This is a genomic window from Klebsiella sp. BIGb0399 (assembly GCF_003752615.1).
In the GTDB taxonomy this organism is placed as follows: domain Bacteria; phylum Pseudomonadota; class Gammaproteobacteria; order Enterobacterales; family Enterobacteriaceae; genus Klebsiella; species Klebsiella lignicola.
Window position 1 is genome coordinate 1873392 of the sequence record NZ_RKHT01000005.1, and the last position, 21226, is coordinate 1894617.

General features: G+C 55.2%; 19 protein-coding genes and 1 tRNA gene. 9 read left to right on the forward strand and 11 right to left on the reverse strand.

Going from position 1 to position 21226, the window contains the following annotated elements; genetic code table 11:
• Positions 1-243: 243 nt before the first annotated feature.
• Complete coding sequence (locus tag EDF82_RS09130; protein ID WP_123755177.1) at positions 244-1440, reverse strand: Bcr/CflA family multidrug efflux MFS transporter; 1197 nt, start codon at positions 1438-1440, stop codon at positions 244-246.
• Positions 1437-2156 (reverse strand): 16S rRNA pseudouridine(516) synthase RsuA, encoded by a 720-nt coding sequence (gene rsuA, locus EDF82_RS09135; RefSeq protein WP_123755178.1) that lies wholly within the window; start codon positions 2154-2156, stop codon positions 1437-1439. Before rsuA ends, EDF82_RS09130 begins: the two co-directional genes overlap by 4 nt.
• 160 nt (positions 2157-2316) lie before the next feature.
• On the opposite strand from rsuA, the gene EDF82_RS09140 reads away from it, so the two are divergent.
• Both EDF82_RS09140 and rplY read left to right on the forward strand, forming a co-directional pair.
• Complete coding sequence (locus tag EDF82_RS09140; protein WP_123755179.1) at positions 2317-4074, forward strand: DEAD/DEAH box helicase; 1758 nt, start codon at positions 2317-2319, stop codon at positions 4072-4074.
• A gap of 137 nt (positions 4075-4211) precedes the next feature.
• On the forward strand, positions 4212-4496 hold the full coding sequence (rplY, locus tag EDF82_RS09145; RefSeq protein ID WP_095100671.1) for a 50S ribosomal protein L25: 285 nt from the start codon (positions 4212-4214) through the stop codon (positions 4494-4496).
• Between the two features lie 60 nt (positions 4497-4556).
• On the opposite strand, the gene EDF82_RS09150 is transcribed toward rplY, so the two are convergent.
• The gene (locus EDF82_RS09150) at positions 4557-5171 is read right to left on the reverse strand and encodes an NUDIX domain-containing protein (protein WP_123755180.1); all 615 of its coding nucleotides are present in this window, start codon (positions 5169-5171) and stop codon (positions 4557-4559) included.
• 81 nt (positions 5172-5252) lie between these two features.
• Between EDF82_RS09150 and EDF82_RS09155 the strand changes: the two genes are divergently transcribed.
• Positions 5253-6017: a DeoR/GlpR family DNA-binding transcription regulator gene (locus EDF82_RS09155; protein WP_123755181.1), complete on the forward strand. Its 765-nt coding sequence runs from the start codon at positions 5253-5255 to the stop codon at positions 6015-6017.
• Positions 6018-6069: 52 nt separating this feature from the next.
• Here the strand turns inward: EDF82_RS09155 and yejK are convergent, their stop codons facing one another.
• A complete protein-coding gene (gene yejK, locus EDF82_RS09160) occupies positions 6070-7077 on the reverse strand; it encodes a nucleoid-associated protein YejK (RefSeq protein ID WP_123755182.1) in 1008 nt (335 codons plus the stop codon).
• 189 nt (positions 7078-7266) lie between these two features.
• Here yejK and EDF82_RS09165 point away from each other — a divergent pair, with 189 nt between their 5' ends.
• Both EDF82_RS09165 and yejM read left to right on the forward strand, forming a co-directional pair.
• Positions 7267-7494, forward strand: coding sequence for a YejL family protein (locus EDF82_RS09165; RefSeq protein ID WP_015583825.1), 228 nt, complete (start codon positions 7267-7269; stop codon positions 7492-7494).
• Between the two features lie 19 nt (positions 7495-7513).
• Positions 7514-9274: an LPS biosynthesis-modulating metalloenzyme YejM gene (gene yejM, locus EDF82_RS09170; RefSeq protein ID WP_123755183.1), complete on the forward strand. Its 1761-nt coding sequence runs from the start codon at positions 7514-7516 to the stop codon at positions 9272-9274.
• Positions 9275-9479: 205 nt separating this feature from the next.
• Here yejM and EDF82_RS25440 read toward each other — a convergent pair whose 3' ends face one another.
• Both EDF82_RS25440 and EDF82_RS09180 read right to left on the reverse strand, forming a co-directional pair.
• Positions 9480-9863, reverse strand: coding sequence for a hypothetical protein (locus EDF82_RS25440; protein WP_187043090.1), 384 nt, complete (start codon positions 9861-9863; stop codon positions 9480-9482).
• 156 nt (positions 9864-10019) lie between these two features.
• Entirely contained in the window at positions 10020-10382 is a 363-nt protein-coding gene (locus EDF82_RS09180) for a hypothetical protein (protein WP_123755184.1), read from the reverse strand.
• A 767-nt stretch (positions 10383-11149) separates the two neighbouring features.
• On the opposite strand from EDF82_RS09180, the gene EDF82_RS09185 reads away from it, so the two are divergent.
• Positions 11150-11226 (forward strand) — tRNA-Pro (locus EDF82_RS09185).
• A 131-nt stretch (positions 11227-11357) separates the two neighbouring features.
• Here EDF82_RS09185 and EDF82_RS09190 read toward each other — a convergent pair.
• Complete coding sequence (locus EDF82_RS09190; RefSeq protein WP_199733673.1) at positions 11358-12023, reverse strand: RES family NAD+ phosphorylase; 666 nt, start codon at positions 12021-12023, stop codon at positions 11358-11360.
• On the reverse strand, positions 12016-12717 hold the full coding sequence (locus EDF82_RS09195; protein ID WP_123755186.1) for an integrase: 702 nt from the start codon (positions 12715-12717) through the stop codon (positions 12016-12018). The genes EDF82_RS09190 and EDF82_RS09195 overlap by 8 nt, the downstream gene beginning before the upstream one ends.
• Positions 12718-12954: 237 nt before the next feature.
• On the opposite strand from EDF82_RS09195, the gene EDF82_RS09200 reads away from it, so the two are divergent.
• A complete protein-coding gene (locus tag EDF82_RS09200) occupies positions 12955-14064 on the forward strand; it encodes an AI-2E family transporter (protein WP_123755187.1) in 1110 nt (369 codons plus the stop codon).
• A gap of 218 nt (positions 14065-14282) precedes the next feature.
• Positions 14283-14774 (forward strand): serine protease inhibitor ecotin, encoded by a 492-nt coding sequence (gene eco, locus EDF82_RS09205; protein WP_123755188.1) that lies wholly within the window; start codon positions 14283-14285, stop codon positions 14772-14774.
• Positions 14775-14821: 47 nt separating this feature from the next.
• On the opposite strand, the gene mqo is transcribed toward eco, so the two are convergent.
• Positions 14822-16453 carry a malate dehydrogenase (quinone) gene (mqo, locus tag EDF82_RS09210; RefSeq protein ID WP_123755189.1) on the reverse strand — a complete coding sequence of 544 codons (1632 nt, stop codon included), beginning with the start codon at positions 16451-16453 and terminating at the stop codon, positions 14822-14824.
• 273 nt (positions 16454-16726) lie between these two features.
• Between mqo and EDF82_RS09215 the strand changes: the two genes are divergently transcribed.
• Entirely contained in the window at positions 16727-17974 is a 1248-nt protein-coding gene (locus tag EDF82_RS09215) for a SulP family inorganic anion transporter (RefSeq protein WP_123755190.1), read from the forward strand.
• Here EDF82_RS09215 and mgtE read toward each other — a convergent pair.
• Positions 17937-19373, reverse strand: coding sequence for a magnesium transporter (gene mgtE, locus EDF82_RS09220; protein ID WP_123755191.1), 1437 nt, complete (start codon positions 19371-19373; stop codon positions 17937-17939). The genes EDF82_RS09215 and mgtE overlap by 38 nt on opposite strands.
• 143 nt (positions 19374-19516) lie before the next feature.
• Entirely contained in the window at positions 19517-21160 is a 1644-nt protein-coding gene (locus EDF82_RS09225) for a multidrug ABC transporter permease/ATP-binding protein (RefSeq protein WP_123755192.1), read from the reverse strand.
• Positions 21161-21226: the final 66 nt, after the last annotated feature.

Consider the following 21226-nt stretch of genomic DNA (forward strand, 5'->3'; position numbering starts at 1 on the left):
GCATCACCCCAGGGCTAACGACTTATAATCCAGAACTTTATAGTTTCGCTGCGGAAACAGATCGGGGCTATATGTACCCGTTTCTGTGATCCAAAACAACTTTTTTATCGCAACAATGCGACTTTTTACACTAATTGATTTTACATAAAAGAAACAAATTACAGAAGAATGAAGCTCATCGTGCTTGATGTGCATCAAAAAAGGGGCGGAAATCGCCCCTTCAGGAAGGAATGTTAAGAAAGACTAATGTGCAGTTTTTCGCCGCCGGCTGGCGTAGAGATAGAACAGGATCGAGCAGCTGGCGCAGAACGCAATGGAAATCAGCATTGGCCAGGCGGTGGTAAAGGTCGCCATCGACAGCAGCGCCCCCGTAATTGCCCCGATACCAAAGCGGAAGGTCCCGGCCAACGACGAGGCGGTACCCGCCATATGCGGGAACTCATCGAGAATCACCGCCATGGCGTTAGACGAAACCATCGACACGCAGCCGACAAACGCCGCAACGCCCAACACCAGCGCCCAGAAGCCAACCCCGAACAGCGCGCAGACCACCATCCAGACGGCCATCAAAAACTGGATCCACAGCCCGGCCCGGAACATATTCACCGCCCCGACCCGCCGGACAAAGCGGCTGTTAATAATGGTCATGATGAACAGGAAGACGATATTCAGGGCAAAATAGTAACCAAAGTGCTGCGGCGAAACGTGGTTAATATTGATGTACACAAACGGACCGGCGCTGAGGAACGAGAACATCCCGGCAAAACTGAAGCCGCTCGCCAGCATATAGCTCAACACTCGTTTATGGCGGAACAAGGTGGCGAAATTACCCAGCGTGGTGCGTAGACGGAACTTTTGCCGCCGTTCAACCGGCAGCGTTTCGCTGATGAAAAAGGCGATCATCGCAGAGGCCAGCAGCGCCGCCACGGCGAGGATCCAGAAAATAGAATGCCAGCTGAACCACACCAGCACGGCGCCGCCCACCATGGGCGCCACCAGCGGTGCAATCGTCGTCACCAGCATGACGAATGACATCATTCGCGAAAACTCTTCTTTCGGGTAGATGTCACGCATCAGGGCGTTGATCACCACGCTCGCCGCCGCGGCCGCCAGGCCGTGGAAAAAGCGCATGGTAATCAGCATTTCGATGGTCTGTGATAGCGCACAGGCCACCGCCGCCGCGGCAAAAATCAGCGTTCCCCCGAGGATCACCGGCTTACGGCCGATGCTGTCTGCCATCGGACCGTACAGCAGCTGGCCTAGCGCGAAGCCCAGAATATAAGTACTGAGCGTCATCTGCGCACTGCCGTCCGGCACGTTAAACTGTGCCGATATCACCGGCAGCGCCGGGAGATACATATCGATCGACAGTGGCATCAACATGGCCAGCAGGCCAAGAATAAACACAATCCCCAGTGAAGAATTCTGCTTTGCCGTCACGCTTTACTCCGTGTTTGTGGGAGGCCAACGCTGGCGATCTCGGTTTCCGTCAACGGGCGGTATTCGCCAGGTTCCAGATCCTCATCCAGCATAATGTCACCAATACGTTCACGATGCAGACCGACCACGCGGTTACCGACCGCCGCGAACATTCTTTTCACCTGATGATAGCGTCCTTCGCTGATCGTCAGGCGGACTTCCGTTGGCGTCAGCACTTCCAGGACCGCCGGCTTGGTCAGGCTTTTTTCATTGTGCAGCTGGACGCCGTGGGCAAACTGCTCCGCCGTCTGGTGATCCACCGGGTTTTCCAGCTGCACCAGATAGGTTTTCTCGCAGTGATGACGCGGAGAAGTAATGCGATGGGACCACTGCCCGTCGTCGGTCATCAGCACCAGCCCGGTAGTATCGATATCCAGTCGGCCTGCGGCATGCAGCTTGTACGCCACCGGAACATCGAGGAAATAGAGGACCGTCGGATGATCGGGGTCATCCGTGGAGCAGACGTATCCCTGCGGCTTGTTGAGCATAAAGTAGCGCGGGCCGTTCTGCTGAGTCAGGGTGTTGCCGTCAAATTCCACGTCGTGCTCCGGCAGGAGCTTGAACGACGCATCTTTGACGATCTCGCCATCCACAAGAACGCGGCTGCTGCGGATTTCACGCCCGGCAATAGCCCGACTGACGCCAAGTTGCTGAGCGATAAACTTATCAAGTCGCATGAGATTTTTTTAGCCTGTAATAATGCTGGAGCGGGCAAACGCCCGAAAAAGAAGAAATTCATTGGCTAGTATAACGGGCTCTTAACGCCACTCAAGGGAAAAAATTCGTGGCATACTGTCGGCGACTCCTCTTTGCCAACTGATTAACGCCCGAAACGCTATGACTTTTACACTACGCCCCTATCAAAAAGAGGCGGTCGACGCCACGCTAGCCTGGTTTCGTCGCCACCATGAACCTGCCGCTATCGTTCTGCCCACCGGCGCCGGCAAAAGCCTGGTTATCGCCGAACTGGCGCGCCTGGCGCGGGGTCGCGTGCTGGTGCTGGCGCACGTTAAAGAGCTGGTGGCGCAAAACCACGCCAAGTATTGCGCCCTCGGGCTGGAGGCGGATATTTTTGCCGCCGGTCTGAAACGCAAGGAGAGTCACGGCAAAGTGGTCTTCGGCAGCGTGCAATCGGTGGCCCGCAACCTCGATAGCTTTCAGAGCGAGTTTTCCCTGCTGATTGTCGATGAATGCCACCGCATCAGCGATGACGATGACAGCCAGTATCAGCAAATTATCAGCCATTTGCAGCAGGTCAATCCGCAGCTGCGCCTGCTCGGGCTAACCGCCACGCCGTTCCGGCTTGGCAAAGGCTGGATCTACCAGTTTCATTATCATGGCATGGTGCGCGGCGACGAAAAGGCGCTGTTTCGCGACTGTATCTACGAGCTGCCGCTGCGCTACATGATTAAACACGGTTTTCTGACGCCCCCGGAACGCCTGGATATGCCGGTGGTGCAGTATGATTTCAGCCGCCTGCAGCCGCAGAATAACGGGCTGTTTAGTGAAGCTGATCTCAACCTCGAGCTAAAAAAGCAGCAGCGCATCACGCCGCACATTATCAGCCAGATCGTAGAGTTTGCCCAAACGCGCAAAGGAGTGATGATTTTCGCCTCCACCGTCGAACATGCGCGGGAAATTACCGGCCTGCTGCCCGCCGGTGAGGCCGAGCTGATTACCGGTGAGACGCCGGGCCCGCAGCGCGATCGCATTATCGAGGCCTTTAAGGCGCAGCAGTATCGCTATCTGGTCAACGTGGCGGTTCTCACCACCGGGTTTGACGCACCGCATGTCGATTTGATCGCCATTCTGCGCCCTACCGAATCGGTGAGCCTGTATCAGCAGATTGCCGGCCGTGGCCTGCGCCTGGCGCCGGGCAAAACCGACTGCCTGATCCTCGACTATGCCGGCAACCCTCATGACCTCTACGCGCCGGAAGTCGGCACGCCAAAAGGCAAGAGCGACAACGTTCCGGTGCAGGTCTTCTGCCCGGCCTGCGGTTTCGCCAATACCTTCTGGGGAAAAACCACCGCCGACGGCACGCTGATCGAACATTTTGGCCGCCGCTGCCAGGGCTGGTTTGACGATGATGAAGGCCATCGTGAGCAGTGCGATTTTCGCTTTCGCTTTAAAAACTGCCCGCAGTGTAATGCGGAAAATGATATTGCTGCCCGCCGCTGCCGCGAGTGCGACACCATTCTGGTGGACCCCGATGATATGCTGAAGGCGGCGCTGAAGCTTAAAGACGCGCTGGTTTTGCGCTGTAGCGGTATGGACCTGCAGCACGGCGCCGACGACAAAGGCCCGTGGCTGAAAATCACCTATTACGATGAAGATGGCGCCGACGTCAGCGAACGCTTCCGCCTGCAAACTCCTGCCCAACGCACCGCGTTTGAGCAGCTGTTTATCCGCCCGCATACCCGCACGCCGGGCATCCCGCTGCGCTGGATCACGCCGGCGGATATTCTCGCCCAGCAGCCGCTGCTGCGCCATCCGGACTTTGTGGTCGCCCGCATGAAAGGGCAATACTGGCAGGTGCGGGAAAAAGTCTTCGACTATCAGGGCCGTTTTCGCCGGGCCGGTGAACTGCGGTAATCCGCTTCGCGACTGAGGTTTTCATTGCCGTTAGCGCCGCAGGCGGATATAATGCCGCCCGCTTTTGCATTCGCAAAGCAGATCATCTGCCTGCTGCTGGGTCGCCTGTAGCAGGATTTAAATATAGAGAGATATCAATGTTTACTATCGACGCAGAAGTACGTAAAGAGCAGGGTAAGGGTGCGAGCCGCCGCCTGCGTGCAGCTAACAAATTCCCGGCCATCATTTATGGCGGCGAAGCTACTCCGGTAGCAATTGAGCTGGACCAGGACAAACTGTGGAACATTCAGGGTAAAGCTGAGTTCTACGGTGAAGTTCTGACCATCGTTATCGATGGCAAAGAAGAAAAAGTAAAAGTTCAGGCTGTTCAGCGTCACCCGTTCAAGCCAAAACTGTCTCACATCGACTTCGTTCGCGCGTAATCGCCGAAAGTTAAGTTGAGTGGCAAACGCCCCGGTCCGCAAGGTCCGGGGCGTTTTGTTTTATAACCTGTTACCCTGCTCCGGCGCCAGCAGCGTTTCCGCATTCAGCGCCAGATGTTGCAGCAGCATGATGGTTTTCGCATCCACGATAATACCATCGCGGATCGCCTGTAGCGCCTGGGTTAACGGCCATTCCAGCACTTCGATATCTTCCCCTTCCGCCGCCAGCCCTCCCCCTTCGCCGCAGCGATCGTCCGCCGTGTATTCAGCAATGAAAAAATAGAGTTTCTCGGTGACCGAGCCTGGGCTCATATAGGCGGTAAACACCGGCTCGATCCGCGTAACGCGAAAACCGGTCTCCTCTTCCGCTTCGGCGATAATGCGCTCTTCCGGTGAGGCATTATCCAGCAGCCCGGCGGCCGCTTCGATCAGCAAGCCATCGTGGCCGTTAATCCACACTGGAAAGCGGAACTGACGGATCAGCACCACCGTTTGCTTCGCCCGGTTATAGAGCAGGATCACGGCGCCGTTGCCGCGATCGTAGGCTTCACGGCTTTGCTCCTGCCAACGGCCGTCCCGCCGCAGCAATTCAAAGGTATATTTTTTTAGCGTGTACCAGTTATCGGACAGCAACGTTTCCTGAACATGACGAACCTGCGGTATCTCACTTTGCATTTTTTTCCCCTGATGAGGTGACAGCGAGCACCATAACATGCAAAATAAAGCACAAACAAGATCAAACATGCAGGATAAAACATGCTTGCCAGCCAACGAAAACAGCAGATTTTGCAGATCCTCAACGCCGAAAAACAGGTGATGTCCGGCGAGCTAAGCCAACGATTTAACGTCTCAGAAGACTCAATTCGCCGGGATTTACGCGAACTGGCGGCGGAGGGGAAGCTGCAGCGGGTTCACGGTGGCGCCCTGCCGGTTTCCGCCGCGATTGCCCCGATTGAAACAAGAAAAAACGTGCAAACAGCTTCAAAACAGGCCATTGCCCGACAGGCGGCGGCACTGATCCAGCCGGGCCAGGTGGTGATCCTCGATGGCGGCACCACTACCGGGTACATGGTCAGCTATCTGCCTGCGGATTTAGCCTGCACTATCGTGACCCACAGCCCGGGAATTGCCGTTGCGCTGGTCGACAGACCGTTGATCGAGGTCATTCTTATCGGCGGACGACTGTTTAAACATTCGGTGGTGACCGTAGGCGCCAGCGCGCTGGAAGGTATCGCGCGTATTAACGCCGATCTGTTTTTCATGGGGGTCACCGGAGTGCACCATCGCGCCGGTTTCACCACCGGCGATTATGAAGAGGCAGGTATCAAGCGAGCGCTTGCAGCACGAGCGGCGGAGACCATCGTGATGGCGTCACAGGAAAAGCTCAATTCGGCATCCGCCTTCGCGATTGGCGAGTTGAGCCTGGCGAGTACGTTGATTGTCGATAGCCCACTGGACGCGGTATTACAGGCGCAGCTCGCCGGGCACGGGATCGCGACGATCCATGCAAGCGCGGAATAGGAAGAGGATAAGCAGGTGAGCAACCCCGGCCGCTGGCCGGGGCTGATTACGGTCAGTTGCCGCCGGAGGTCCGGCGCTGCAGCTGATCGCGCAGGTTTGGCGGCGTGCCTTTGATGGTCAGGGTATCCGTTGCCGGATCCCAGAACACCCGCTCGCCCAGCAGCATGGCATCGAAGTTGATCGTTAACCCGCCGCCGCTGCCGGCAAATTTGGTTAACTGGCGCAGCGTGCTGCGGTCCGCCGGGAAGCTCTCTTCCAGCTCATACCCTTGTTCCGCAGTAAACTCCTGGAAGGTTTTCTCGCTGACGCCGGCAAGCTCTTTCGATAAAGACTCCAGCTCAATCTCTTCTCCCGCCTGCAGCTGTTCGTTGCAGTAGGTGTAGACCTGCTGGCGCACGTTCTGCCGTTCGGACTTATCGAGCTGCGCATCGGAGGCGAAATCATCAATCGCCTGCAGCAGCCCGCGGTTCTGCGCCTTGGCATTAAGCCCTTCGCTGGCACCGAGGAAATCCATAAAGAAATCGGCCACTTTGCGCCCGACCCGGCCCTTCAGGAAGGTCAGGTAGCGGGTCGATTCCGGATTGGTTTCCCATTCGGTTAAATCGATACGCGCCACGATATCGGCATGGTTAATATCCAGATAGTGGGTGGAGCTGATATCCAGATCTTCGTTGACGCGCATGCTGCTTAAGTTATTCAGCACCGCCACCAGCAGATACTCTACCGCCAGATAACGGTACTGGCAGAACAGCACGATACCGCCTTCTGCGAAGGGATATTTCGCCAGCTCGTCACGCAGACGACCGGTTGCCGCACGGCTGAACGGCAGAAATGCCTCTTCACCCTGACGCTGCAGGCGAAGGGCTTGCGCCAGTTCACTCTCTTCGTTAAACAGGCCATAGGCCTTATTTTTAGCGCTGTAGACGCGGTGCAGCTCGGCCATCATTTCCACGACCGTCGCGTTGGGCTCCAGCAATGAATCACGCAGCACCAGTTCGAGGTTTTGTTCATCACGCTTGATTAACTGATGCAGGGCAATCTGGTCGATATCCAGACTCATGTTAAACTCTCCTTTTAGACCGGCCGGTATTCAACCACCGCCGGGACGGCGACGCAACCGCCGCGTGACTCTTCGACAGCCAGAGACTCGCGATCCTGCGCGCTTTTGCGCCGTGGCGAAAAAATGCGGAAAAAAAGCTGCTGCTACGGTAATATGTTGCCCTTTCACGAACAAACAGATTTCGAATTTATGCCGCAATTATCCCGCTATAGTGATGAACACGTTGAACAGCTGCTCAGTGAGCTGACCAACGTGCTGGAAACACACAAAGCCCCCGTTGACCTTTCACTGATGGTGCTAGGTAATATGGTGACCAACCTGATCAATAGTAGCGTCGCGCCAGCGCAACGTCAGGCTATCGCCCGCTCATTTGCCCAGGCTCTGCAGTCTTCAATCAACGACGACCCGGCGCACTAAGGATAACCAACAACTGTATATGGTGACTCACCGTCAGCCCTACCGAGAAAAAATCTCCCAGATGGTCAGCTGGGGGCACTGGTTCGCCTTGTTCAACATGTTGTTGGCCATGGTGCTCGGCAGCCGCTATCTTTTTGTCGCCGACTGGCCAACGACGTTGGGCGGGCGTATTTTCTCTTACGTCAGCCTCGTTGGTCACTTCAGTTTTCTGGTTTTCACCAGCTATGTACTGATTCTCTTCCCGCTGACCTTTATCGTCGTCTCTCAGCGATTAATGCGCTTCCTGTCGGCCATTCTGGCGACGATAGGGATGACGCTGTTGCTGATCGACAGCGAAGTCTTCACCCGTTTCCACCTGCATCTTAACCCTATTGTCTGGGAACTGGTGATTAACCCCGACCAGAACGAGATGGCACGCGACTGGCAGCTGATGTTTATCAGCGTGCCGATCATCTTCTTGCTGGAGATGCTGTTTGCGACCTGGAGCTGGCAGAAGCTACGCAGCCTGACGCGCCGTCGTCGCTATGCCCGGCCTGTCGCCTGGCTGTTCTTTATTTCATTTATCAGCAGCCACCTGATTTATATCTGGGCGGATGCTAACTTCTATCGCCCGATCACCATGCAGCGGGCCAACCTGCCGCTCTCCTATCCGATGACGGCCCGTCGTTTCCTTGAGAAACACGGTCTGCTTGATGCTCAGGATTATCAGCGACGTCTGGTCGAGCAAGGGGCGCCGGAAGCGGTCTCCGTTGAATACCCGCTGAGCAGCCTGCGCTATCGCGATCTCGGGGCCGGCTATAACGTGCTGCTGATTACCGTCGATAATCTGAACTACTCACGGTATGAGAAAAACATGCCGGAACTGGCCAGTTTCGCCAAAGAGAGCGTCAATTTCACGCAGCATATGAGCTCCGGCAATACTACCGATAACGGCATCTTTGGTCTGTTCTATGGGATCTCGCCGGGCTATATGGATGGCGTACTGTCGGCCCGTATTCCGGCGGCGTTGATTACCGCGCTGAACCAGCAGGGTTATCAGTTGGGACTGTTCTCTTCTGATGGCTTCAGCAGCCCGCTTTACCGCCAGGCGCTGCTGTCTGACTTCTCGCTGCCGGTCGCCAAAACCCAAAGCGATGAGCAGACTGCCAATCAGTGGATTAGCTGGCTGAACCGCTATGCCCAGGATGAGAATCGCTGGTTCTCGTGGATTTCGCTGAACGGCACGACGCTTGAAAACAGCCAGCAACAAAACTTCGTGCGCCGCTACAGCCGCGCCGCCGGCGATGTCGATAGCCAGATTGGTCGGGTGTTAAGCACCCTGCGCGACAGCGGAAAACTGGACAACACGGTGGTGATCGTCACCGCAGGTCACGGTATGCCGTTGAACCCGCAGCACGGTCAGTTTGACTGGTCCCGGGAACAGTTGCAGGTACCGCTGGTGATCCATTGGCCGGGGATTCCGGCGCAGAACATCGCGACGCTGACCGATAACAAAGATGTGATGACAACGCTGATGCAGCGTCTGCTGCACGTCTCCACACCGGCCAATGAGTATTCACAGGGTGAAGACCTGTTCAGCCCGGCACGTCGCCGTGCCTGGGTCACGGCCGCCAACAGCGAGACGCTGGCCGTCACCTCGCATGACGTCACCGTGGTATTGAACCACAACGGTACCTACAGCACCTGGAACAGCGACGGTCAGAAGATTGACAACCGTAAGCCTCAGCTCAGCCTGCTGCTGCAGATACTCACCGATGAAAAGCGTTTCATCGCTAACTGAGTAAGCTACTGCGTATCAACCGCCTCTTCCCCGGTGATTATCCCGCCGGGGAAGAGGAATCAAAAATCCCCGAAATAATACCCAGCATTTTCCGCATCTCTCCCAAAAATAAAAGGAGAGCTTATGTTCTCATCGCTGGATAATCAGCCGCTACATCGACTCCTGTTCGCTGATAAGCGGGACATCATGCACCGCGATGCGTTGCTTATTTCACGCTGATGGCCGTCACGGTATCGGTTTTAGGATCCACTTTCATGCGCAGCGTTTTCTGTTGTGCTTCGTTCCAGAACGTTAAGGCATTTTCATCGGACGGGCGCCAGCCGGTATTTTTAAGCGTCCGGGTCGCCTGTGTTACTGACTTACCCTGCAGGGTCTTGTTAAGCGAGCTACTGCTCACGGTATCAGCCGCGTGATGGCTCGCGCTGGCGTTCTCGGCTTTGCTCTTATGGATGTCGCAGCCGTTGCCGTCGGTCACCTGCGTGCACCCGCTACGCTCCAACTGCTGGCGATAATGCTCGGAGATCGCCGACGCCTGGAAAGCCGTCGCCAGCACCGCTGTCGCGAGGACCAGCTGAATTTTCTTTTTCATGACATTTACCCTTTGCGTTTCATTTAACAATTATCGTTATTATCGCGACACTGCCGCCAGTGATGATGTATTACCCGGTGCAATTGCGTGTGAGTGACTAAAAACAGAATGTTTCAGGCACCTTCGCACCGTTAAATTGATGCTCTGGCAGTACGACTATGAATTTTTTTCGGCAATTTGATGCGCGTATTGCAGACTACGATGTAGTGATTCCCACTGTTTTCTCAGCTGGGCATCGAAGTTTTCTTTCAGTTCCTCATAGGATGAGGTACGCCACATGCAGTCGACTTGTGAAATATACTTATGTAACTCACGGTCATAGTTTTTTATGGTGGCAACATACCTTTCGAGATCGTATTCCAGTGAAAACAAATTCAAGGCGATATCGGAAAACGTTCGTTCGGCATGGTGATACTTCGCCTTCAAAATAACTTCCTTTTTACCTCCATGATATAAACCACAAAACATTAAAAACATAAGCATGCCAACGGTATACATACCCCATACTGGAATAAACATCTCTGTAACCTCGAACAACCACGGGTGATGACGCGCAATGTGTCTCTCTGGCCCGGCAGATAAACTGACTATCAAATCCTGGTAAAGCCGATGTACTTGTGCTACCCACTTTTCGGTTGGTTTTTATACTAAACCTGCCCGACTCTCTGAATCATGCTGACAGCACCGGCATTTGTAAACCCCGCTGACCTTTCTTGACTTAAAGAGTCTTAAAAATGCGTCGATTTGGCGTAACTATTTCGTCTGCATTAATGAGCAGGGGAAATGTATAAATTACCAATATATTTCTATATATCAATATATTGTATATCTATAAGCAACCAGTTTCCTGCCGTAAAATGGCGGCTATTAACAGGGATTTAATTGACATTAATACGATAATTAACACAGTAAAGAAACGTAAATATAAAGATGAATTAATAAAAAACAGGCGGAAGTAATCGATTTCCATCTGCTGAAGGCGAAGGAAAGGAAGAAAAACGGGCAAAAAAAATCATAGCGGACTAGCTCGCAGGAACACTTTATTTTCGCAGTTAATTATTTCAGATAACTCCTGGGTACAGACGGTGAAAATCGCGTCAGGCCCACCACCAGCAACCGGCGTAACCTGCCGCAAAAACGGGGGGTTAACCGACGGAAGCGTGGCTATCGCAAATAGCTCATTAGATAAGCAATTAAACCACCGGCTGGCTGTATGCTGTTGACTGGCAAGCATAAGCACACTAGGATAGCTCCTGCTTTATAGCATCAATCTGTAGATATCGCGTCGGCACGTAGCGCAGCCTGGTAGCGCACCGTCATGGGGTGTCGGGGGTCGGAGGTTCAAATCCTCTCGTGCCGACCAAAAATCCCAGATTAACCAGCCTTTTATGGCTGGTTTTTTTATGCCTGTTTTTCGTACGCGGAGTTAATGGGGTGAAATTGAGTACAGCAACTGCCAGCTGACACATTATCCCCCCTTGACTGCTACAGGTCCTACGGTTCATCACCGCCGTAGGGCTCAATCAACACCACGCCAAGCTGATCGGCCTCTGCCTCAATCAAATCCAAAAGCGAGTCCGAGCCCAGAATAGATTCAGACTCTATCTCCACTTCCAGCTGCTCCGAGGTTATCCGATCGCCAAACAGCATCAGCGCAGTGTCACCATGCTGTCGGGATGACCACTGCAATCCATGAGCATCCGGGTGAGCATGGTAGATGGCTAAAGAATATTCCTGAGTGAAGGCATACTGCTCTGGTGGAGAATCAAGAAGCTCAGACCGCTTAACCCCCATTTTCCGTAGCGTTTTAGGATTCAAATCGACCAGGTTCAGATCCAACACAGGCCTAATAACTGAATGGACCTTCCCCGCCAGCCTGCCTGAATCAAATGGAATCCCGGCAGAATCAGCGGGTAAGTCATGGAAAACGGTCTCCATAATCGCCACGCCGGTGCTGACACCGCCGTACAGTGTCGGCACCCCATTACGCATTGGACTAAAACGAGCCTTTCCCAGGCCCGGATTAAATTGCGTCGCCGTAAATTCGGATGAGTGAATCCTGTAAATGGGCTTTCCGGCAACCCAGGTCTCAATATTAGCGGTAAGATTTTCCTTTGGAGCAGGTACTTGCCGTGCAACCTGCTCATCCGCATTAGCCATGCCCTCCTCCATCCAGTTCGGCCTGTGCCGCCTGCAGCACCTGACCCGGCATAGTTTTCAGTACATCTTTTGGCTTATTTCCCCCCAGCCAGCTGTTGGCTGAACCAAACCAGATCGCCAGCCCCCAGGGCGTTTTTTTCTCGCCAAATAAGGAGATAACCTGTTTAACAACGGGTACCGGGCGGTAGCCTTCATCCAGCGCATATCCCGGGTATTTATCTTTGCCGTTAAGCTGAACGGCAAATATCCGCCCCGCAGATTTCCAGCGATTCGGCCCGGCGCTGGGATTCGAGCTTTTGAACTGCGCTTTATTCGAGAGCTCTTTTGCCGATAACCATTCAGAATCCGCAAGAATGCGGGCATTCAGCTCTTCACGACGCAGCGCATTACGTTCCACCCGCCTCTGCCTGTCGTCGGATGGCGCCACAGGTTTTGGCGCAGCACCGGCGGCTTTTCGTGCTCTCGCGCCTGGCGCCTCTATGCCCATGGAAGCGATAACCGCACTAACTGCAGCGTTCATCGCAACTTTGAGCGTTTCGTCGAAACCGCGATGACGTTCGCTGATGGTTCCTAAATCAATGACTAAATACTCAGAATCGGCATGGGTTGTCAGAGTATGCAGCTCATCACCGTTGACGGTTTTAATGTCAAAAAAGGATTCATTACGGCGCGCGGTATTCCCCTTCATTGCCATCGTCGCCTCCTCAAAATGGATATATTGGTTATATTCATTATATATCGCGAGATAGCATTGTCACCCTGGATGAACAAAATTTACGCATTTGTCGCCGCGCCTGGGCAATTGTACCTCTGCACTGGCCTGTTCAGCGGCGCGCCTGGCGCATTAAGAACAAATGCCGACTTTACCGATTGTAAATCGAGGAATAACTTCTATTATTCCTCGTACTTGCCTGCCATCTGGACGATTACTATGAGAGTAAATGGGCTTACGAAAGGATTTTTTATCCTGATTTTGCTTGTGGTTAGCCTCGCCTTTTTTGATGTTCTCTCGCCTTATTACTCGGCTATCTTATGGGCCGCGATCCTGTCGGTTATTTTCAACCCGGTAAAAAACAAGATACGTAGCCGCCTCGGGGAGCGGAACGGTCTGGCATCGTTTCTGACCGTCGCCATCATTTGCCTGATTGTCTTTACCCCGCTGGCGATCATTATTTCCTCGCTGGCGATCGAGCTGAACGTGGTGTATACCCAACTTCAGCATAATGACACCCGATTTCCGACCGTCGTGGCAGATCTGATTGCCCATCTGCCCGGCTGGGCCAGAAGTTTCCTCTCTGAGCATCATCTCGACAGCGCCCAGCAGATACAGAGCCAGCTCTCAGACGCCGTCCTTAAAGGGGGACAGTATCTCGCCGGTAGCGCATTTTTGATTGGTAAAGGGACCTTCGGCTTTACCATCAGCTTCGGTATTATGCTGTATCTGCTGTTTTTCCTGCTCAAAGATGGCCCTTATCTGGTCCTGACGATCCTTGAAGCGCTGCCGCTGTCTAACTACGTTAAGCATCACCTGTTTGCCAAGTTTGCCGCCGTATCACGGGCAACCGTCAAGGGAACCGCCGCGGTGGCGCTTGCGCAGGGCATCCTGGGGGGGTTCGCATTTTATGTCGCCGGTATCGACGGCAGCATTTTGTGGGGAGCGATCATGGCGTTTCTGTCGCTGATTCCGGCCGTCGGCTCCGCCATCGTCTGGGTTCCCGCAGCCATCTTCCTGTTCGCCACCGACCAACTCTGGCAAGGTGCTTTCATTGTCGGTTTCTTCGTGATTGTCATCGGCCTGGTCGACAATATTCTGCGTCCGCTGTTGGTGGGTAAAGACACCAGAATGCCGGACTATCTGATCCTGATCGCTACCCTCGGCGGCATGGAGATTTATGGCATTAATGGTTTTGTGATTGGCCCGCTGATCGCCGCCCTGTTTATCGCCTGCTGGAACCTGCTGTCAGGCCGTGAACACGCCGGCAACACCGATGAGCTTGATGAAGAGTTTATTGAAGAAGGAAAAATCAGCCGGGAGGAGTAATCTCGGGGGGAGGTTTAGCCTCCCCGGTGAGCCCAAACATGCTCACCAGCAGATTAAATCACATAACAGGCGCAACGGCAGAAACTACATTCAGAAGAGTCTTATAAATCAGTACATATAACTACGTACAATTAAAACATTGGTAAATAATTCTTACCACTCAGCAAAAGAGTGCTAGTCTTCTGCCGTTAAAACTCGATGATAAAGGATCATGAATCGTGAAAAAAATCTCTACACTTGCCGTTTCCCTGCTGGCTATCGCCTGTGTTTCTACCGGCGCGCTGGCCGCTGAGCAGCCGCTGGAAAAGGTTGCGCCGTACCCGAAAGCAGAGCAAGGCATGAAGCGTCAGGTGATTCAGCTGCCGCAGCAGCCAGATGAATCGGCATATAAAGTTGAGCTGATGATTGGTCAGACGCTGGAAGTTGACTGTAACCGCCATCGTCTCGGCGGCCAGCTGGAAAGCAAAACGCTGGAAGGCTGGGGCTACGATTACTACGTATTTGATAAAGTAACCTCACCGATTTCGACGATGATGGCCTGCCCGAATGGCAAGAAAGAGAAGAAATTTATCACTGCCGGATTAGGCGATGCTGCAATGCTGCGCTACAACAGCAAGCTGCCGATTGTAGTTTATACCCCGGCGAACGTTGAAGTGAAATACCGGATCTGGAAAGCAGAAGAAACAACCGGTAATGCCGTCGAGCGCTAAGCTCAGACACTAAAAACCCGGCAGCAGGCGCCGCCGGGTTGCTTTTCTTACAGTGCGATATCCGCCATCGGTTTATCGCCGGACAGCGGTTTCAGCGTCGCCTCTGGCACCTCGTCGGCTACCGTCACCGGCTCGTAGTGCAGCTGTAACACTTCGCTGGTCCACGCCAGCGCCTGCTCAATCGCCGCCGGATTACCATCCAGACGCATGCCGTAAGACGGAACAATCTCTTTCAGCTTAGCCTGCCATGCCGCCGACTGAACCTTCTCTTTAAAGACCGTCTCCATCAACTGCAGCATGATCGGCGCCGCGGTAGATGCACCAGGCGATGCCCCCAGCAGAGCAGCAACGGTACCGTCATCATCGCTGACCACTTCGGTGCCCAGACGCAGTACGCCCTTCTTGCCGTTACGTTTGATAATCTGCACACGTTGACCCGCCTGCCACAACCGCCAGTCCTCTTTGCGCGCTTCCGGGTAGTATTCACGCAGCGCTTCGTGGCGATCGTTATCTTTCTGCATCACCTGGCTAATCAGGTATTTCACCAGATCGAAGTTATCCAGACCGACGTTGAGCATCGGCAGAATATTCGAGGTGTTGGTTGATGCCAGCAGATCCCACAGCGAACCGTTTTTCAGGAAGCGGGTTGAGAAGGTAGCGAACGGTCCAAACAGCACGACGCGCTTGCCATCGATGATACGGGTATCGATATGCGGCACCGACATCGGCGGCGCCCCGACTTCTGCCTGACCGTAGACTTTAGCCAGATGGTGGTTAACCACCTCCGGGTTTTCGCAGACCAGGAACTGGCCGCCCACCGGGAAGCCGGCATACTCTTTCGCCTGAGGAATACCGGTTTCCTGCAGCAGCGTCAGCGCTGCACCGCCGGCACCGATAAAGATAAATTTGGCTTTAATCACCCGCTTCTGACGACGATTGTCGGCATCCGCCAGCGTCACCGTCCAGCTCTTATCGGCGTTGCGCTTAAAGCGGCGCACAACGGTACCCAGCTGCAGGGAGAAGTTGTCGTGCGTCTGCAGCCCGGCAATCAGCTGACGGGTGATTTCCCCGTAGTTCACGTCGGTCCCGACTTCGGTGCGGGTGGCGGCCACTTTTTGCTGTGGATCGCGCCCTTCCATCACCAGCGGCGCCCAGGCTTTGACCTGCTGATGATCTTCAGAATAGCGAATACCGCGGAACAGTTCGCTCTGCTGCAGCGCCGCGTAACGCGCGCGCAGGAAATTGACATTATCTTCGCCCCACACAAAGCTCATGTGCGGCACGCTGTTAATAAATGATTTCGGCTTACTGAGTATGCCGCGGGTCACCTGGTGGGCCCAAAACTGACGAGAAATATGGAAGGATTCGTTGATATCGACCGCTTTGTCGATGTTAATCCCACTGGCGGTTTGTGGCGTGTAGTTCAGCTCCATCAGCGCCGCATGGCCGGTACCCGCATTGTTCCAGCCGTTCGAGCTCTCTTCAGCGACGCTGGACATCTGCTCGACCATGGTAATAGACCAGTCCGGCTCAAGCTCCTGCAGCCAGGTTCCCAACGTGGCGCTCATGATGCCGCCGCCAATCAACAGTACATCCGTCTCTTGCTCGTGGCGGGTGTTGGTCCGAGGTGTATTTGAACCAACCGCCGGTGAGCTGGGTACGGCCATCTTTCTTTTCATCGGATTTGAGCCTTACTTTACTCGCTTTTATAATTAGCGCAGGTGAAACGATTTCGTGAATCAAGGTAACACCGAAGATCAAAAAATTAAATATTGTTTAAAATTTAAGTTGAGTTTTGAGATCTGTTATAAAAATGTTTAATAAATGTGTACGGTAAATCATATTTTGTACTGGTATAAGTGACGCGCCCGCGCTATCATCCCCTGTTTTGTGACAGACCGCACACAAGCCCAGGCTTGTGCCGCCGCCGCTGACCAACCTGCGAATCGCTTATGCCTCAAGCCTCAAATCACGTCTCTTCCGCTGCAACCGGCGCTCTTCGCCACGTATTACGCTCACCGGCGCTGCTGACCCGGGAAACCCTGGCAGGCGTGATCACTGCGCTGGCCCTGATCCCGGAAGTGATCTCCTTCTCCGTCATCGCCGGCGTTGACCCGAAGGTCAGCCTGATTGCCTCGGTGGTGCTGTGTCTGGCGATGTCGGTACTGGGCGGCAGACCGGCGATGGTTACTGCAGCAGCCGGTTCGGTTGCGCTGGTGATTGGGCCGATGGTGCACCAGCACGGCGTGGGCTATATTCTGCCCGCTGTCATTTTGGCTGGTATTATTCAAATTTTGTTTGGGCTGTGCGGCATGGCGAGGTTAATGCGCTTTATTCCGCATTCGGTGATGACCGGCTTCGTCAACGCGCTGGGGATCCTGATCTTCTTTGCCCAGGTGCCGCATTTCTGGAGCAAGCAGCCGCTGATACTCGGCCTGTTCGTTCTGACGCTGCTGATTGTGCTGTGGGTGCCGCGCCTGACAAAAGCCATCCCTTCGCCGCTGATCGCCATTGTGCTGCTGACCCTGTTTACCGTCACCACCGGCCAGCTGCTGCCCACCGTTGGCGACGAAGGGTCCATGAGCGGCGGACTGCCTGGCTTTACCGCCCTGCTGGTCCCGCTCGATCTGAATACCCTGCAAATTATCTGGCCCTGTGCGCTGAGCATTGCCTTTGTGGGTCTGATGGAATCACTGCTGACGGCAAAACTGGTGGATGACCTGACCCAGACCCCGTCAAACAAAGCGCGCGAGAGTACCGGGCTGGGCATCGCCAATATACTGGCAGGGATGTATGGCGGTATTGCCGGCTGCGCGATGATCGGTCAGACCATCGTCAACGTCGAAATGGGCAAAGGGCGCAGCCGCGTCTCTACCATTGCCGCCGGTCTGGTGCTGCTGTTGCTGGTGACCGCCCTGAGCGAAGTGATGGCGAAAATTCCGATGGTGGTGCTGGCCGGTGTGATGGTGATCGTCGCGGCGAAAACCTTCAGCTGGCAGAGCCTTCGCCCGGCGGAACTGGCACGAAATCCGTGGCCAGAAACGCTGGTGATGCTGGTGACCGTCGGCGCGACGGTCGGGACCAGCAATCTGGCGATTGGCGTACTGGCAGGGCTTGCGGCGATGGCGCTGATTCCACGGCGCTGGCGCAACAAGCCGCAGGTTACATCAGAAACAGCGTCGCCAGACCGAGAAAAATAAAGAACCCGCCGGTGTCGGTGATAGCGGTGATCATCACGCTGGAGCCGACCGCCGGGTCGCGTCCCAGTTTGACCATCACCATCGGGATAATGACCCCCATTATCGCCGCCATCAGCAGATTCAGCATCATTGCCAGGGTCATCACGCCGCCCAGCTGTGGGTCGTCATACAGCCACCAGGTGATGCCCCCCATAATGCCGCCCCACACCAGACCGTTAATCAACGCCACGCCCACTTCACGCATAATCAAAAACGAAAAGCTGCCGGGCTGAATGTGCTGTAGCGCCATCGCGCGGACGATCATGGTGATGGTCTGATTACCGGTATTGCCGCCAATCCCGGCGACGATCGGCATCAGGGAAGCAAGCGCCACCAGCTGTGAGATGGTGTGTTCAAAGCCGTCAATGACCCGCGAGGCGATAAAGGCGGTACACAGATTGACCGCCAGCCACGCCCAACGGGTTTTTACCGCTTTGCTGACCGGCGCGAAGACGTCCTCTTCGCTGCTCAGGCCGCCCATACCACGCAGATCGCTGTCGGTCTCTTCGTACACCACATCAACGATCTCATCGATGGTCAGACGGCCCATTAACTTCCCGTCCGCGTCAATCACCGCGGCGCTAAGCAAGTCATCACGTTCGAAGGTACGCGCCACTTTTTCCGCGGCTTCGTGAGGCTGGAAGGTCACCGGATCCCCTTCCATGACATCGCCTACCCGCTTTTGCGCATCATTGAGCAGAATGGTCTGCAGCTCCAGCTCGCCCAGCAGCAGCTTATTGCGGGTGGTGACAAATAGCTTATCGGTGTTCTCCGGCATTTTTCCCAGCCGCCGCAGATAGCGCTGCACCGCGGCCAGGGTCATTTCCGGGCGCACGACGATCACCTCGAACTCCATGATCGCCCCGACGGTGTTGTCGGCATAGCGCATCATCTGACGCACGCGCGCGCGTTTATCCGGCGGCATCGTCGCCAGCAGGCGGCCGGTCAGGTTACGCGGCAGGTGCTGAACCAGATAGACCTGTTCGTCGATATCCAGGGTTTGCAGGGCATCCAGCAGCTCGTGGTCGCTCATCTTATCGATGAGATCGCCCCAGACGTTCTCGGATGCCTCAAGCAGCACCTCGCCGCGTTTATCATTGCGGACCAGTTGCCAGAGCGCATTACGCCCGTCGTTTGGCAATGCTTCCAGGGCATCGGCAAGGTCTGGCGGCGGCAGGTGGGAAACCAGCACTTCCACTTCGGCCAGATCGTCCGCGAGGGTGCCGTCGTCGTAGCGTTCGGCGAGGGTTAATTTGCCTGTCAGCGCCGAGGTGACGGCTTTATCGGTGGTCAGCAGCCAGATAAGACGAGCACGCTCTTCATCACGCAATCTGGCGCTTTTTTTATGCAACACGGACATCGGTCAGGCAATCCTTTTAAGAACAGGCGGCGGGCCAGGTGCCATAAGCATAGCGCGGGGAGGGAGAAAAAATAACCGTCGGGGTGTTCGTCCGGCGGAAAAATCAACAACCGCGCCCCCTGTTGACCAGGGGGCGCAGGCAATCAGGCGGTGCGGGCCACCGCATCACGGGTCGCCAGCTCGCGCTCTTCCCCGGTCAGCTCCGTCAGCTGGCCGCTGCGCATCTCCAGCAGGCGGTCCGCATGCTGGAAGTAATGATCGTCATGGCTGATCGCAAAAATGGTTTTCCCCATCTGCTGCATCAGCGGCAGCAGCACCTGATAAAACTCACGGCGGAAATGCGGGTCCTGATCCGCCGCCCACTCATCCAGCAGAATGATATCGCGTTCTTCCGCCAGCGCCAGCAGCAGCGCCACCCGTTTTTTCTGCCCCTTCGACAGCTTCAAATCGACGATTTTGCCGTTATCCAGCGTCAGCTTATGGGTCATTTTCAGGTGCGCCATCCACTGTGCTACCAGCGCCGGGTCAGCGGCGTTGCCGCCCTCTCCCAGCAACTGGTCAAACAGCCAGACATCGGTGAACACCGCCGAGAAAAGCTTGCGGTAATCTTCCGGCTTATCGACCACCAGGGGCTGACCATCGAGCAGGATCTCGCCGGAGGCCGGCTGATACAGCCCGGTCAGCAGCATTGCCAGCGTCGATTTTCCGCTGCCGTTGCCGCCGATCAAAAAGACCAGTTCGCCGCGCTTAAGGGTCAGGTTAATCGGCCCTACCGCGAAAGTGTTGTCCGGGTAGTGGAAGCTTACGTCGCGCAGCTCCAGGGTCTGCCAGTGAGGATGCGCCTGCGGCGTCGGGAACTCGGCCCGGTACGGCGCCAGAGAGAAGCGATGGAGCTTGTTGAACGCCACCTGGGCGCTCAGCAGCGTCGGCAGCGCGCCAACCGCCGAGAGCAGCGGCGTGCGCAAGAACAGCAGGGTCAGCGAATAGGTCGCCGCCACCGCGGTGTTCGCCCAGCCAAGGCCGTTGGCCATCCAGAACACCAGCCCGATAGCGCCCAGCATCATGATATTCGACCAGTTCACCGCGCTGAGATGGAAAGTATCGGCACGGATAATATGGTGACGGTATTCGCGGGCATCCGGCAAATACAGCTGATTAAACACGTATTCCGCGCGTTCCCGGTTGAGGGTCAGCTCTTTGCGCCCTTCCAGCACCGTCTGATAGTCGTGATAGAGCTTGTCTTCGGTTTCCCGCAGCGTCGCCATGTGTTTATAGACGCGAGACACCAGCACAAAGCCGCCCCAGATGGTGAGCGCCATCCACAGCGCGGTGACCATCATCATTTTCCCCGACAGCCACGCCAGATAACCGGCGGAACCAAACGTCAGGATAATCCCCTGCACCAGCTCCGGCAGGCGCACAAACGCGATGGTGATGTTACGCACATCGCTGGTGAGTCCGGCCAGCAGCGACGCGCTGCCGATTTTCTCAACCTGTTCGATTTGGGTATCGAGGATCCGCTTGATAAATTCGCCGCGCAGACGATAGACAAAATGGTGCCCAAGGGTGGTCAACGCGAGCTGAGAACCCAGCGTCACCGCCATCAGCAACAGCAATAAGCCGAGAAACTCCGGTAACACCGTCAGCGAGGTATCGACCACGGTCATTAACCGCAGATTAATAAAGGCAATCAGCCCGATACCCAGCGCCGCGCTGAGCAGACTAAGGGCAATGACTGAGATAAACGGCCAGCGATACTGGCGCCAAACAAGGAGGAGGAGTTCCATAACACGCAATCCGGACAAGCAAAACAGCCAGCAGTTTAAACGGCCCGGCGATGACATCAAGAATAA